This window comes from Mesorhizobium jarvisii (assembly GCF_003601985.1).
GTDB classification, from domain to species: domain Bacteria; phylum Pseudomonadota; class Alphaproteobacteria; order Rhizobiales; family Rhizobiaceae; genus Mesorhizobium; species Mesorhizobium jarvisii.
Genome location: NZ_QZXA01000009.1, coordinates 42,171 through 56,329, shown reverse-complemented (window position 1 = coordinate 56,329; position 14,159 = coordinate 42,171). Strand labels below are relative to the sequence as shown.

Here is a 14,159-nt window from a genome sequence, read left to right as displayed (position 1 = left end):
GCGCGCGGGTTTCAGGCCGCGGAGCGCCGTCCCGGAGTGCCCGGCGGCTCGTGGCCAAGCGGCGTCACCAGCGTCAGGTCGGGATAACCGCTTTCGATCAGCTTAACCGCGGCCTTGGTGACCTCGTCATCCGGTTCAAGCATGGACAGGAACACCTCGGTGGCTTCGGCTCCCAGACGGCTGATGCCTTGCGCGTCGGCCGGCCCGCATTCGACCACCACCAGATCATAGGCGGTGGTCAACGACTGCATGATGATCGGCAGCCGGTCGGCGGCGCGCATGGCGCGGACCGGATCGGCGGTGCCGACGGGAATGACGTGGCAATCAGAATAGAGATCGGCATGGATCACGTCGCTGAACTGCGCCTGCGAGGCGAGCAGGTCGGTGATCCCCGGTAAAAGCCCGCTGTCCAGCATCGGCCGTGAGGCAGCGCCCGAGGCGGTGAGGTCGAGCAACAGGACGCGCAGGCCGGCGTCGGACACTTCGCGCGCCACCAGGATCGCCGACGCGGCTGCCTCGTCGCCTTCGGGCGAAACGAATATGGCGCGGGCGGCCCCGCTGGCGATCAGCTTTTCCGCGGCCTTCTCGATGTCGATCTCACCGAGCACCGAGCGCGGCCTCTGGACCTCGACAACCGGCTCCGGCTCGGCAACCGATTCGACTTCGGCGACAGGCTCTGCCTTGACGGCAGGCTCGGGCTCGGCAACGGGCCGCGACTGCTCCGCCATCTGCGGTTCCGTGACCGCTTCGGGCCATTGCGCCTCGGCGCCACGATCGGCGAACGCGCTGGCGACAGCCGGCTCCAGGCGGGCAGATGGCTCCGGGGCGTCCGGCTGCTGGCGCGCAGTTGCCGGCATAGCCACTTCGTCGATCGGCGCAAAACGGGCGCCTGGGGCCGGGCGCATGGCGCGGCCCGAGAAGAGTTCCCTGAGCAACGTGAATATGGCTGCCAGCAGAAGCGAAGCCGCAGCAGCCGCGCCAACGATCGGCCCAACCTTGGGGAAGTATGGCTCGGAGGGCACCGAAGCCGGTGAGGCGACGCGGGCGTCGACCGGCACATAATTGCGGTCCTGACGCGAAGCTGCCTCGCGGTAATTGGTCAAATAGAGCTCGAGCTGCTGGCGCTTGGCGGCGGCGTCGCGCTGCAGCGCGTCGAGATCGACCTGCTGCTCACCGGCTTGCGCCGAAGCCGCCTTCAGTTGGTTGACGTCGGAGACGAGCTGGCTTTCGCGCGCCTTGGCGGCATCGGCCTGCATCACCAGGCCCTTCATGATCTTCTGGGCTTCGTTGCGTATCTGCGCGTCGAGATCGGCGAGCTGTGATTTGGCGGCGCGAACGCGCGGATGATTGTCGAGCATCGTCGTCGACAGATCGGCGATGGTGGCGCGCAGCTCGGCCTGCCGTTCCCGCAAACGCTGGATCAGGTCGGACGACAGCACTTCGGGCAGCGAATCCAGCGAGCCGCCATTCTGCAGCGCCTTGCGCACGCTGTCGGCGGTGCCTTCGGCCGCGGCGCGATTGGCCCGCACCCGCGACAATTCCGTCGACAGCTCGGCCAACTGCTGGGTGGCCAAGGTGGCATTGTTGCCGCCCATCAGCAGGTCGGACTGCGCGCGGTAGGCCGCGACCTTGGCCTCGGCATCCCTGACCTGCTTCGACAGGTCGGCGATCTCGGGCGCCAGAAAGTCCGCGGCGGCGGTGTTCGATTCGCTCTTGGCCGCGCCCTGCCCCGCAATATAGGCAGCGGCAATCGCGTCGGGGATGGCGGCGGCGAGCTTGGGATCCTCGGAGGAGAACTCGATGGCGATGATGCGGGTCTTTTCAACGCCGAAGACGTTGAGCTTCTCGCGCATCTTCTTCAACACGCGTTCGTCGGCCGGAACATCCATCGGATCGTTCTTCAGCCCAAGCAGGATCAGCACGCGGCTGAGCGCCGACATGTTGATCGTTTCGTCGAACTCACGCAGCCGCGCCAGGCCGAGTTTCTGCGCCACCTGCTTGAGGATTTCGTTGGACGAAATGATCTGGACCTGGGTGGCGACGCCTTGTTCATCCAGGATCGGCTTGTCGCCATCATTGTTGCTGCCGGCCGGACGGGTATAGATGGATTCGCGCGGGGCGATTTCCACCTGCGTCTGGGCCTTGTAATGCTTGGTCGCGAATGAAGCGAACGCAAACGCCAGACCGGTCACCACCAGAACGAAGAGCAATATGCGCAGCCAGTTCCTCGCCAGGCTGGCGAAGAGCTGCCTGAGGTCAACGTCGACATCTGCGGCCGCGGACTGAACGGACATGCATTCCTACTCCGAAACTGGGTCAGGACGTACCGTAAACAACTATGGTAACTCAGCCGTTAAGATCACGGTAATCCTCCATTGGGATTACTGCGGGTGCCCCAAGAAAAACGATAAAAATGGCAAGACCCCTGCTTCGTGCAGCGCTATCGGCCGGCTCCTTTACCGGCCATTAACCCTAACAGGATGATAACGGACCCGATCCCAGATGTTTGCTGCGACGCCGCAGCGGCCAGTCGAAGGTACGTATCCGATCATGAAAAGCACTGCTTCCCTCTTTCACGCTCTGCTTGCCGTATCGATGCTTGCCGGCTGCTCCAGCTACCGCCCGACGCCGGCAGCCTTCCACGAGGTCCTCGACCAGCCTTACCGTCTCGGTGCCGGCGACCGTGTCCGCGTCACCGTGTTCGAGCAGGAGGGCCTGACCAACACCTACAGCGTCGACCAATCCGGCTACCTCTCCTTCCCGCTTGTCGGCGCCATTCCGGCGCGTGGCCACACCGCGCAGCAGATGGAAAAGGAGATCGCCGACAAATTGCGGCAAGGCTATCTGCGCGACCCCGACGTCTCGGTCGAGATCGATCGCTACCGGCCGATCTTCGTCATGGGCGAAGTGGGTGCCGCCGGCCAGTATTCCTACGTGCCCGGCCTGACCGTGCAGAAGGCCATCGCCATTGCCGGTGGCTTCTCGCCGCGCGCCAACCAGGAAAGCGTCGACATCACCCGCGACATCAACGGCAAGGTGATGACCGGCCGCGTGGTGACATCCGATCCGCTGCTGCCCGGAGATACCGTCTACGTCCGCGAACGCCTGTTCTGACAGACACCACGTGGCGGACAAGCTCAGGATCGTCCACTGCTTTCGTTCACCGGTCGGAGGAATTTTCCGGCATGTGCGCGACCTGACCGAAGCACAGGTCGCCGCTGGCCATGTGGTCGGCATCGTCTGCGATTCGACCACAGGCGGGGAATTCGAAGAGCGCCTGTTCGAGCAGATGAAGGACATGCTGGCGCTCGGCATCCATCGCACGCCAATGCAGCGCCATGTCGGCCCGGGTGATCTCGCCTCGGCCCGGCGCACCTACAGGATCATCAAGGAATTGCGGCCGGACGTGTTGCATGGGCACGGCGCCAAGGGTGGCGCCTATGCCCGTCTGTTCGGCTCCTTGTTGCGGGTATCAAGGTCTCGCGTAGCCCGCCTTTATTCGCCGCATGGCGGCTCCCTCCACTATGACGAAACGACAGCCACGGGGAAGCTGTTCTTCGCGCTGGAGCGCTCCATGGCGCATTTCACCGATTGCCTGCTGTTCGTCTCGGACTACGAGCGGCGAACCTATCGCAGGAAGGTGGGCGAGCCGCCGATCCCCAACACACTGGTCTACAACGGACTGCGCGCCGCCGAATTCGAGCCGGTACTCATCGGACCCGATGCGGCGGATCTGCTCTATATCGGCATGATGCGCGACCTGAAGGGACCCGACATCTTCATCGACGCTTTGGCCGCCGCCGGCCCGCGGCTTGGCCGCGCACTGAGCGCGGTGATGGTCGGCGACGGCGACGACCTGCCGCGCTACCACGCGCAGGTAAAGCGCCTGGGACTTCAAGGCCATGTCCGCTTCCTGTCGCCGATGCCGGCCAGGGAAGCCTTCGCACTTGCCGAGCTCGTCGTCGTTCCATCCCGTGCGGAAGCCATGCCCTATATCGTGCTGGAAACACTTGCCGCGGCAAGACCGATGATCGCCACCTCCGTCGGCGGCATACCGGAGATCTTCGGTTCCGGCTCCCCTGCCCTGATCCGCCCCGATCCGGCCGAACTGGCCGGCAAGATGAGCGAGGCGCTGGCCGACCTTGCCGCCTATGGCGCCCTGATGCCCGATGGCCCTGGCCTCAGGGCGCGCTTCGGTGCCGACGTGATGGCCGCAGAAATCGAGAAGGCCTATTTCGCCGCGCTCGGCAGGTAACGCCTGAGCGTTTCCAAAGCCACGCGTTGTTTCAAGGGTTTCTTAGCTCTCTTTTGCTATTCACCCTGGGGAAGCTTGCGGACTGTTCCATGAATGAGATCGATCCCGCGCGCCGCTTTTCACCCGAAGCGGTGCGTAAATTCGACGGCCCGACCGATGGCGATGCGCCCGGCGGCATGAACGATGTCGCCCGGCAGGTCGCGTCGCAATACCGGCGCGATACGATGTCGCCGATCATGGTCAGCGGCGTCCTGCGCATGGTCGAATTCGGGCTGCTGTTCCTTTCGGGGCTCTGCGTCTATTTCTACTTTGTCGGTTTCTTCAACTATCTCGCCTGGCAATATCCGGTGACCATCGCCACCGCGTCGTTCCTCGCCGTGGTGCTGCTCGACGTTACCGACTGCTACCAGGTGGTCTCGCTGATGCGGCCGATCGCCAATTTCGGCCGCATCCTGCTGGTCTGGGCCGGCGCCTTCGCCCTGATGGCATTGACGGCCTTCGCCACGAAGATGTCAGAAGACTATTCACGGCTTTTGTTCGGCACCTGGTTCGTCGTCGGCTTCGTTCTCTTGTTCGGCCTCAGGCTGGTGATGTCGAGGCTGATCCGGCGCTGGGCGCGCGACGGCCGCATGGAGCGGCGCGCCGTCATCGTCGGCGGCGGCAAGGCGGCGGAAATCCTGATTCGCTCTGTCGAAAAGCAGCCCTACAACGACATCCGCATCTGCGGCATCTTCGATGACCGCTCCGACAAGCGCTCGCCGCCGATCGTTGCCGGTTATCCCAAGCTCGGCACAATTTCGGAATTGATCGAGTTCGCCCGCATCGCCCGCATCGACATGCTGATCGTATCGCTGCCGCTGACCGCCGAGACGCGCGTGCTGCAGCTGTTGAAGAAGCTGTGGGTGCTGCCGGTCGACATCCGGCTTTCGGCGCATTCCAACGCGCTGCAGTTCCGTCCGCGCGCCTATTCCTTCATCGGCTCGGTGCCGATGCTCGATATTTTCGACAAGCCGATCAACGATTGGGATTCGGTCGCCAAGCGCGCCTTCGACATCGTTTTCTCGCTGATCGGCATCATCGTCTTCTCGCCGGTGATGCTGGCGACCGCGATCGCCATCAAGCTCGACAGCAAGGGGCCGGTGCTGTTCAAGCAAAAGCGGCACGGCTTCAACAATGAGATCATCGAGGTCTACAAGTTCCGCTCGATGTACACGGACCGGTCGGATCCGACCGCCAAGCAGACCGTGACCAAGAACGATCCGCGCGTCACCCGCGTCGGCCGCTTCATTCGCAAGACCTCGATCGACGAACTGCCGCAGTTCGTCAATTCGCTGCTGGGCTCGCTGTCGCTGATCGGCCCGCGCCCGCATGCGATCGCCGCGCAGTCGCACAACCTTCTCTACAACGAGGTGGTCGACGGCTATTTCGCTCGCCACAAGGTCAAGCCCGGCGTCACCGGCTGGGCGCAGATCAACGGCTGGCGCGGCGAGATGGACACCAACGAGAAGATCCGCATGCGGACGGAATACGACCTCTACTACATCGAGAACTGGTCGCTGCTGTTCGATCTCAGAATCCTGTTCCTGACGCCGATCCGGCTGCTCAACACGGAAAACGCCTATTGAGCGCGATTTCCCATGAGGTGCCGCAGGCCGCGGTCAACGCCAAGCTGATCGCCCTGATTTCCTCCAGTGCGGTGGTGGTCGGCATCCTTCTGTCCGGCTTCGTCATCAGCGAACCGGCGCCCTACGAAATCTACATGGCCGGGCTGATCGCCATCTGGGCGCTCTTCGGCCTGCGGATTTCGCGCGCGGCCATGCCGCTTCTGGTGCTGCTGGTGACGATGAACATCGGCGGGATGATCTCCATGACGCAGATGGCGGACCTCGCCTTCACGCCGCTCTATCTCTCCGTGTCATTGTTTCTCGCCTTCAGCGCGGTGTTCTTCGCCTCGGTCACCGCCACGCAGCCAGGCCTCTACCGGCCGATCTTCAATGCCTATGTCGTCTCGGCAGTGGCCACCTCGCTGCTTGGCATAGCAGGCTATTTCCATGCCTTCCCCGGCGCCGAAATGTTCACCAAATACGACCGCGCCGCCGGCGCCTTCCAGGATCCCAACGTCTTTGGGCCGTTCCTGGTGCTGCCCGGCATCTATCTGCTCTATCTGATCCTGACAGGATCGATCGCGCGCATGCCGCTGCTGGCGGTGCCGCTGCTGATCATCGCATTGGGCATCTTCTTCTCCTTCTCGCGCGGCGCCTGGGGCATGTTCGCCGTCTCTGCCGTGCTGCTCACCGGCTGCCTGTTCCTGCAGAGCGCTAGCGGCAAGTTCCGGCTGCGCGTGGTGATCATGACCATCGCCGCGCTGGCACTGCTGACGGTCGCCATCATCGTCATCCTGCAATTGCCCGGTGTGTCGGAGATGTTCTCCAGCCGCGCGCATCTTGAACAGAGCTATGACACCGCCCGCCTCGGCCGCTTCGCCCGCTACGGAATCGGCTTCCAGATGGCGATGGAGCATCCGTTCGGCATCGGGCCGCTGGTCTTCGGCAAGATGTTCGGCGAGGACACGCACGACATCTGGCTGAAAATGCTGATGGACTATGGCTGGCTCGGCTTCGTGTCGTTCCTGACGCTCGTCGTCTGGACCATGGTGGCCGGGTTCCGCATCCTGCTGCGCGACCGGCCGTGGCAGCCCTATCTGTTGTGCGCCTATGTCGCCTTCATCGGCAATATCGGCCTCGGCACCTTCATCGACATCGACCACTGGCGCCATATGTATCTGCTGCTCGGGCTGGTGTGGGGCGCCATCGCGCTCGAATACCGCCATCAGCGGCTGTCGCGGCCGGCATTTCGAGGCGCGCCGGCGATCGCATCCACACCCGCGTAATAAACGCCGAATTTCGGTTGACCCGGGCAGGGTTATCACGATACATCGCGCTCGGTCCGGAGTGTAGCGCAGCCCGGTAGCGCACTTGACTGGGGGTCAAGGGGTCGTCGGTTCGAATCCGGCCACTCCGACCATTTTAAGACAAGGACTTGCCCCCAAAAGTCCACCTTCATTTTCCATCTCTAGGGTAACTCAGGGGGGTAACACTCTCCCTTTCGGTGGCGTCCAGCGAGCTGGCGGCGCATCGCTCGCGTCTGGCGGTCGGTCAGGACTTCTTATCCCCGTTTGGATTTGGCACCGGTGCCTCTCGGACATCTCGCGGTGGTGGATCGACATGTTCAAGCTCCGAGGGCGCTTGATTGCCGCGATGAGGGACTGGTGTCTTCTTCTGGTCGGGCTCCTTCGGAGGAGGATCTTTGTTTCTGTTTTGCATATCAAGTTTCCAGCCCCTGCCGGCCGCGGGAGTAGCCGCGGCGCTGCAAGAAGGAAACCGAATCGTCAGCCTCTTGTTCCCGTTGTGCCCGTTAAAAGCCCGCCACCGTGAGGCAGCGGATGCTGGCGCGGAATGAGGCTGCGGAAGTGACACTGAAATTCGTCAGGCACCTTGCGCTTGAGACACTACACCTTTCGGCGATAGCCCTTTCATGCGGATGCGCTCTGGCTCTACATCGGAGTGAGCAGACGCTTCGGGTCAGCCAGCACAGCGCTTCCTCGAGCCAGACTGGTCAGGCCCAGCGGCCACTGCTGCTAGTCCCCGCTACGACCAAGCCGCTGGCCGCTCCATAGAAGAAAACCTCACCGGTATGCGGGCCCTTTGTCGGTCATTGCCCGCCCCCCTTCGAGAGGTTGCCTGCGCGTCGGGGCCGACCGATCGCAAGTTTCACCAAGGTCGCGTCGGACGCGCGGCCAGAGCCGAGCGGAGCTTTACCCAGAGCCGCCTGGGCTCAGGGAGCAGGTGCGCCTTCGTGAATAGATTTCCTGACCTCGGAACGGAACTCAGGCGTATCGTGTTCCCCATGAACAGACACAGCGTGTTGTACCGCAGCCTCGATCAGTTCATCCTCCCGATCCGCGGAGATAGCAACGGTGCATTTCATTTCGCTCGGGAATTCTCGGCAGTCAATGTATTTGCGTGCCATCGGTTTCTCCTGGAAATCTCGCCGTTTTCGGCGACCAAACAGCATACTCCTGCCCGCTGAGGCAAACAATCTACGTCTATGGGGTGGGGTCGTCAGCTTTTCGGCCATGCGGAGCATCGCTCGATCGCTATTGACAGACATCGATCCATTCGGCGCCGGTGAGGTCGACCATGCGCTGCGGGCTGAGCCGCACGGCCGCATTGGTGGCTCCGGCGGCAGGCACCACTTCTTCGAATTCGCGCAGCGAGACATCGCAATAGACAGGCAGTGGTGCCGGCAGGCCGAACGGGCAGACACCGCCGACAGGATGGCTCGTGGCGGCAACCACTTCGTCCGCGTCCAGCATGCGCGGCTTGCCGCCGAACTGGTCCTTGAACTTGCGGTTGTCCAACCTGGCGATGCCGCTGGTCACCACCAGCATGGTGCGCTCGCCGACGCGCAGGCAGATCGTCTTGGCAATCTGCGCCGGCAGGACGCCATGCGCCTGCGCCGCCAGCGTCACCGTCGCCGAGCTTGCTTGCGTGACAATGACCTCGATGTCAGCTGCATGAGCGGCGAAGAAGGCACGAACGGAGTCCAGGCTCATATCGAAAAAACCACGGTTCAACCTCGATACACGGCAGGCGCGATTGGCGCGGATTTGGATGCCGCAGGTATAAACACGCGCGATCTGTAAATCGGCAAGCCCGACCTGGTGGAGAACGCCGTCACATCAACAAGAAACCCGCCAGGCGGGCCTTGGCGGGTTCTTTTGCATGGCTGGTCCAGGCCTATGCCAGGGGTCGGCCTTGCGCGGCCGGCATCGGCACGGCGGCAGCGATGAGGGCGTCCTGAGGCAGGCGAAGCGCGGACGCAATACGACGCAGCTTCGACGGATCGGCCGCCCGGCCGTTCTCGATGTCCTCGATCTCGCCGACCGACAGGCCGCAGGTCAGGGAAAGCTCTTCCACACTGTATCCGCGGGTTTCCCGCATGGCTCTGAGGGTGGTGTAATTCGGCCCGATCTCACTGGCTAACGGTTCGGAGAGGGCGTGGCTTTTTGCATTGTTGGGCATTGGCAACTCCGCTGGCTGAAAGAGTTTGATCAAAATGGAGCGTTGCCTGAGACGAGCAGGAACATGCCCGCTCGCCAGCGATTTGCCAAGAGCCAAACAGGCCGTCACGCTATCGTGAACCGGACCCCGCAAGGCGGTCCACGCACATCGACGCCCATCAAGTTCTTTTGAACGGCCCGGCACCTTTTTGCCCGGAGGTTTAGACCCACCTGTTCGTTGTTCTGATGCGCCGGCGTGAAACCATCCGGTTCCAGCCGGCCCGTTCCCAGAAGGATCCCCACTATGAACTTCAAGACGTCCCTCCTCGTGCTCGGCACGATTTCCAGCCTTTTCATCGCCGGAGCGGCGACCGCCCAGGCGGCTGACACGCTACGCGTGCGCGGCACGGTGGTCAGTTTCGAGCCGTCGCTGCTGACCGTCAAAACCCGCCAGGGCGACACCTCCGCGATCAAGCTCAATACCGGGTGGAAGATCTCCGGCGTCGCCAGCGCCTCGCAAAAGGACATCAAGCAGGGCGACTTCCTCGGCATCGCCTCCGTCTCGAAGGCGGATGGCGGCAGCGGCGCGCTGGAGGTGGTGATTTTCCCAGCCGCCCTGAAAGGCACCGGCGAAGGCGACCGTCCCTGGGATCTGCAGCCGAACAGCCGCATGACCAACGGCACCGTGGCCGACGTCACCGACATAAGCGGGCGCGCCGTGACGCTGACCTACGATAACGGGCAGACCAAGAAGATTTCCATCCCCGACGACACGCCCGTCGTGACCTTCGCCCCGGCCACGCCGGCCGATCTCAAGCCGGGCGCGACGGTCTTCGCCACCGCCCAGCGCGAGGCTGACGGGACGCTGAGTTCCAGCCGCGTCGTGGTGGGAAACAATGGCGTGATCCCGCCGATGTAGCCGAAATCAGCGGCAAGAGCCGGCTTTTCGGCCCTCACAATAAAGTGTCGGGAAGCCGGTTCCCCAGAAACACGCCGGAAACAAAATTCTACAATCGGGAAATACTGACGAAAAAAATCAGGAGCGTAATTCCATTCGCGGCGATCGGGCCATCGACCCGATTTTAAGATCTGCCGGCGAAAGAAGGAAACGATCCATGAAGAAGTCCCTCCTCTCGGCCCTCGGGCTTGCAGTTGCACTCGCTTTCACGGCGCCGGTCATCGGTGCGACGAGCGCCGATGCGGCCCCGATGGCAAAGCATCATCGTCATCACCGCGTCCATCATCACCATGTTCGTCATCACCGCGTTCACCACTACGTTCATCACCGCCACCATGTGAAGAAGGCCTACTAAATACAGACTGCCAACGAGAAGACCGGCCTTGGTTTCTTGTTCAAGGCTGGTCTTCTCCTGGTCATGCAATGCCAAGCCCGAGACCGGGCTTTCGCGAACAGGGCCAGGCATCCCGATGATGGCCAGGCCGATATCTCCTGGACAGACAGCATCGTTCTGCCGGTCGCGCGATTGCAGCTCACGCTTCGCCAACCCGCCCTTGTGACGCGATTTTTCCTGAAGCTGAGCTATCTGCCCAATCCGGCCGCGTCCGTGCGCTCGCCATGAGCCGCGATACCTGCCCCGAGACCGCCATGCCGACGCGTGCTGGGGCGGCTGCCGCTCTGATCACATCCCCGCACGCCCATGCCGATGACATCCCCCGCGCGTCCATGCCGACGCGCTCCGTACGGGATGCCAAAGCACGGCTGATCACTGGCGCGCAAAGCCCCTGCCGAGGGCGGCGCGCATTTTTATCTCCGCATGAACCTTTCCTTCGAGGGCGGCACTAAGCCTGCATGGACGCCGGCAAGGCGATCCCCAACCAGACGGACGCCGGAAAGGCGATCCCCAATCAAACGGAAGGAAATGCAGAAATGACCAACATCTCGAGCTTCAAGCGCCTCTCGCTCGCTGCCGCCATCGCCATTTCGGCAATCGGCTCGATGTCGATGACGAATCCGGCTTTCGCCAACGGCACGCACCCCACCGGCGACGGCGGCGCGGTTTGCAAGGGCGCCGGCCACTGTCTGGTGCTCTCGATCGAGTGCAAGGGCACCTATACCGACGCCACCGATAAGAATGGCACGGTCTATGGCAAATGCAGCCAGACCGCGCAGGTTTCGCCCCAGGCCAAGATCAAGCTCGCGAAGTAACCACTGACAGCGAAGAGAATGGCGGCTCACCCTCCAAGGCCCGCCGCCATTTTCTTGTTTGAATTCCTTGTCTTATGACCGAGAGCGCCCCTTAGCGCCGGCTGAACAGCAGGCTGGCGACCAGACCGAGCACCACAAGCCCAACCGCGGCGGCCGCAGCCGGATGGTCACGAGCCGATTTCTCGACCACCCTGCCCTGTTTGCGGATTGCCGGCATCGCATCGCGCAGGCGTCCCGCGAGATCCGAATACGTGTCGAAAGCGGCATCGCGGCCATCTTCATAGTAGGCGCCACCCCGCTTTGACACCGCCTTGCGCAACGCCGCGAGTTCCCTCGAGAGGGCCGCGACCTGCTTTTCGAGGTCGATGTCCGAAAGGGTCGAAAAAGATGCCATCATGCGTTTCCTTGTCTTGCCATGCGACGTCGTCTTGCTGAACGACGTCTTGCAGAAGGAAACGTAACGCCTCACCCCGAGGCGGGTTCCGGTATCGAGGCTTCAATGCGCTTCGCGCTGATGTCAGCGCACCTGGTCAAGCAGGCGCTTGCATTCCAGGAGGTCGAACAGCGCTTCCTGCAGCAGCGCGCGATTGTCGCGCGAGAGTTTCGACGAGTCCGGCTGAACCGGGCCTTCCTCATCGCTCTTGCCCAGGCCGAAAAAGCGGCGGCTCGGCTTGACCCTTGGCTGACCTACCAGCTCGTCATCGCCGCCGCGCGGCTGTGCCGCCGGCGTCAGAGGCACCTGATCGGCCTGCTTTCGTTGCGAGATCGCCTCGACGGCGGCCATGTCCCCATTGCCGATTGCAACCAGGAAATGATTGCCGTTCTCGCGCAGCAGCTTCTGCACGCCCTTGATGGTGTAGCCTTGGTCGTAGAGCATGTGGCGGATGCCCTTGATCAGTTCGACATCCTGCGGCCGGTAATAGCGACGGCCGCCGCCGCGCTTCATCGGCTTGATCTGGTTGAAGCGTGTCTCCCAGAAGCGCAGCACATGCTGTGGCAGGTCGAGATCTTCGGCGACCTCGCTGATGGTACGGAAGGCGTCAGGGCTCTTGTCCATGGGCGAAATCCTCACGCTGGAGCGTGATCCGGAACGGTCTTCAGCGAGATCAGGCTCAACAAAGAGAAGCTCATTCCGTTTGCGCGGAATGGATCATACGCGGAACACCAATCCGGCCATGCTGCCGAATCGGGCCTTATTTCAGCGGTTTGTGAAGCAATATTCAAGCCCGGCGTGATCGCGGGGCAGGTTTTCAACCGTACAATGAAGGCTATTTGCCGCCCTTTGCCTTGCTGTTCTGGTGAGAGCGCAAGATGCGGTTCTTCAGCACGTTGGACGATTTGAACGTCATCACCCGGCGCGGCAGGATCGGCACCTCTTCGCCGGTCTTGGGATTGCGCCCGATGCGCTCGTTCTTGGAGCGGACATGGAACGTCGCGAAAGACGACAGCTTGACCGTCTCGCCACGCACAATGGCTTCGCAGATTTCGTCCAGCACGGCTTCGACCAGTTCGGCGGATTCAGTGCGCGACAGGCCGACCTTTCGGTAGACGGCCTCCGCCAGGTCGGCACGCGTAAGTGTCTTTCCCCCCATGCGACCGTCCCATCAGTTCAAAACGTAAAATCGGCACAACAACGGCAGAGCCTAAGTAATTGATCCGGCAAGGTCAAGGACCGAAACCGAGCCGTTCGGCACTTACCAGCGAACCAGAACGGCGCCCCAGGTGAAGCCGCCACCCATCGCTTCCAGGAGGACGAGGTCGCCCTTCTTGATGCGGCCATCGGCAACGGCCACCGCCAGCGCCAGCGGCACGGAAGCCGCCGAGGTGTTACCGTGCAAATCGACCGTAACCACCACTTTTTGCTCTGCTATCCCGAGCTTCTTGGCAGATGCGTCAATAATTCGTTTATTGGCCTGGTGCGGCACGAACCAGTCGAGATCGTCGGCCGATATGCCGGCGGCCGAGAAGGTTGCCTCGATGACGTCGGTGATCATGCCGACCGCATGCTTGAAGACTTCGCGGCCTTCCATCCTGAGGTGACCGACCGTTCCTGTGGTCGACGGTCCGCCGTCGACGAAAAGCTTGTCCTTGTGCACGCCGTCGGAGCGCAGGCTGGCCGCCAGGACACCGTGGTCGGCAATCGTGCCAGCTCCCTCGCCCGCCTCCAGGACAAGTGCCCCTGCGCCATCGCCGAACAGCACGCAGGTCGAGCGGTCGCTCCAGTCGAGGATGCGTGAGAACGTTTCCGAGCCGATCACCAGCACACGTTTGGCGAGCCCCCCACGGATGTAGAGGTCGGCTGTCGTCACCGCATAGACGAAGCCCGAACACACCGCCTGCATGTCGAAAGCGAAGCCGTGATGCATGCCGAGCCGGTTCTGGATCTCGACCGCGGTGGCCGGGAATGTGTTGTTGGGCGTCGACGTTGCCAGCACGATCAGGTCGATGTCATCAGGCGTCAGCCCGGCATTGGCAAGGGCGGCACGTGCCGCGGCCTCTCCCAGGGAAGCCGTCGTCTCGTCGTCGGCCGCGATATGACGCTGGCGGATGCCGGTACGCTGGGCGATCCACTCGTCCGAGGTTTCAACCATGCCCTCGAAATCGGCATTCTTCATGATGCGGCGGGGCAGCGCGGCGCCCGTGCCGCGCACGACTGATCTGATCAAAGTTCTTTC

15 protein-coding genes and 1 tRNA gene are annotated in these 14,159 nt (G+C 62.7%); 7 read left to right on the top strand and 9 right to left on the bottom strand.

Annotated elements, in window-relative coordinates; translation table 11 throughout:
- Positions 1–11: 11 nt before the first annotated feature.
- Positions 12–2,294, bottom strand: a complete 2,283-nt coding sequence (locus tag D3242_RS22440) for a GumC family protein (protein WP_064982558.1) — start codon at positions 2,292–2,294, stop codon at positions 12–14.
- A gap of 256 nt (positions 2,295–2,550) precedes the next feature.
- Here D3242_RS22440 and D3242_RS22435 point away from each other — a divergent pair, with 256 nt between their 5' ends.
- The 5 genes from D3242_RS22435 to D3242_RS22415 all read left to right on the top strand — a co-directional run bounded on the left by D3242_RS22435 (position 2,551) and on the right by D3242_RS22415 (position 7,279).
- On the top strand, positions 2,551–3,114 hold the full coding sequence (locus D3242_RS22435) for a polysaccharide biosynthesis/export family protein (RefSeq protein WP_032933354.1): 564 nt from the start codon (positions 2,551–2,553) through the stop codon (positions 3,112–3,114).
- 10 nt (positions 3,115–3,124) lie between these two features.
- The gene (locus tag D3242_RS22430) at positions 3,125–4,255 is read left to right on the top strand and encodes a glycosyltransferase family 4 protein (protein WP_038646304.1); all 1,131 of its coding nucleotides are present in this window, start codon (positions 3,125–3,127) and stop codon (positions 4,253–4,255) included.
- Positions 4,256–4,344: 89 nt separating this feature from the next.
- Positions 4,345–5,880 (top strand): undecaprenyl-phosphate glucose phosphotransferase, encoded by a 1,536-nt coding sequence (locus tag D3242_RS22425; protein ID WP_038646303.1) that lies wholly within the window; start codon positions 4,345–4,347, stop codon positions 5,878–5,880.
- Positions 5,877–7,145, top strand: coding sequence for an O-antigen ligase family protein (locus D3242_RS22420; protein ID WP_064982556.1), 1,269 nt, complete (start codon positions 5,877–5,879; stop codon positions 7,143–7,145). The genes D3242_RS22425 and D3242_RS22420 overlap by 4 nt, the downstream gene beginning before the upstream one ends.
- A 57-nt stretch (positions 7,146–7,202) precedes the next feature.
- Positions 7,203–7,279, top strand: a tRNA-Pro gene (locus D3242_RS22415).
- A gap of 810 nt (positions 7,280–8,089) precedes the next feature.
- Here D3242_RS22415 and D3242_RS22410 read toward each other — a convergent pair.
- From D3242_RS22410 to D3242_RS22400, 3 genes are all read right to left on the bottom strand, one after another.
- Entirely contained in the window at positions 8,090–8,284 is a 195-nt protein-coding gene (locus tag D3242_RS22410) for a DUF1059 domain-containing protein (protein WP_080643723.1), read from the bottom strand.
- A gap of 127 nt (positions 8,285–8,411) precedes the next feature.
- Positions 8,412–8,870: a YbaK/EbsC family protein gene (locus D3242_RS22405; protein ID WP_064982554.1), complete on the bottom strand. Its 459-nt coding sequence runs from the start codon at positions 8,868–8,870 to the stop codon at positions 8,412–8,414.
- A 184-nt stretch (positions 8,871–9,054) separates the two neighbouring features.
- On the bottom strand, positions 9,055–9,339 hold the full coding sequence (locus D3242_RS22400; RefSeq protein ID WP_038646288.1) for a helix-turn-helix domain-containing protein: 285 nt from the start codon (positions 9,337–9,339) through the stop codon (positions 9,055–9,057).
- Positions 9,340–9,621: 282 nt separating this feature from the next.
- On the opposite strand from D3242_RS22400, the gene D3242_RS22395 reads away from it, so the two are divergent.
- On the top strand, positions 9,622–10,236 hold the full coding sequence (locus D3242_RS22395; protein ID WP_019857634.1) for a hypothetical protein: 615 nt from the start codon (positions 9,622–9,624) through the stop codon (positions 10,234–10,236).
- A gap of 163 nt (positions 10,237–10,399) precedes the next feature.
- On the opposite strand, the gene D3242_RS22390 is transcribed toward D3242_RS22395, so the two are convergent.
- Positions 10,400–10,822: a hypothetical protein gene (locus D3242_RS22390; RefSeq protein WP_027046743.1), complete on the bottom strand. Its 423-nt coding sequence runs from the start codon at positions 10,820–10,822 to the stop codon at positions 10,400–10,402.
- A gap of 383 nt (positions 10,823–11,205) precedes the next feature.
- On the opposite strand from D3242_RS22390, the gene D3242_RS22380 reads away from it, so the two are divergent.
- On the top strand, positions 11,206–11,484 hold the full coding sequence (locus tag D3242_RS22380; RefSeq protein ID WP_064983509.1) for a hypothetical protein: 279 nt from the start codon (positions 11,206–11,208) through the stop codon (positions 11,482–11,484).
- Positions 11,485–11,575: 91 nt separating this feature from the next.
- Here the strand turns inward: D3242_RS22380 and D3242_RS22375 are convergent, their stop codons facing one another.
- The 4 genes from D3242_RS22375 to D3242_RS22360 form a co-directional block, all read right to left on the bottom strand.
- Entirely contained in the window at positions 11,576–11,878 is a 303-nt protein-coding gene (locus D3242_RS22375) for an MDR/zinc-dependent alcohol dehydrogenase-like family protein (RefSeq protein WP_027046742.1), read from the bottom strand.
- 123 nt (positions 11,879–12,001) lie between these two features.
- Positions 12,002–12,541, bottom strand: coding sequence for a MerR family transcriptional regulator (locus tag D3242_RS22370; protein WP_027046741.1), 540 nt, complete (start codon positions 12,539–12,541; stop codon positions 12,002–12,004).
- A 211-nt stretch (positions 12,542–12,752) separates the two neighbouring features.
- Positions 12,753–13,076 (bottom strand): integration host factor subunit alpha, encoded by a 324-nt coding sequence (locus D3242_RS22365; RefSeq protein ID WP_010915609.1) that lies wholly within the window; start codon positions 13,074–13,076, stop codon positions 12,753–12,755.
- 102 nt (positions 13,077–13,178) lie between these two features.
- A complete protein-coding gene (locus tag D3242_RS22360; protein WP_019857627.1) occupies positions 13,179–14,150 on the bottom strand; it encodes a beta-ketoacyl-ACP synthase III in 972 nt (323 codons plus the stop codon).
- Positions 14,151–14,159 lie beyond the last annotated feature (9 nt).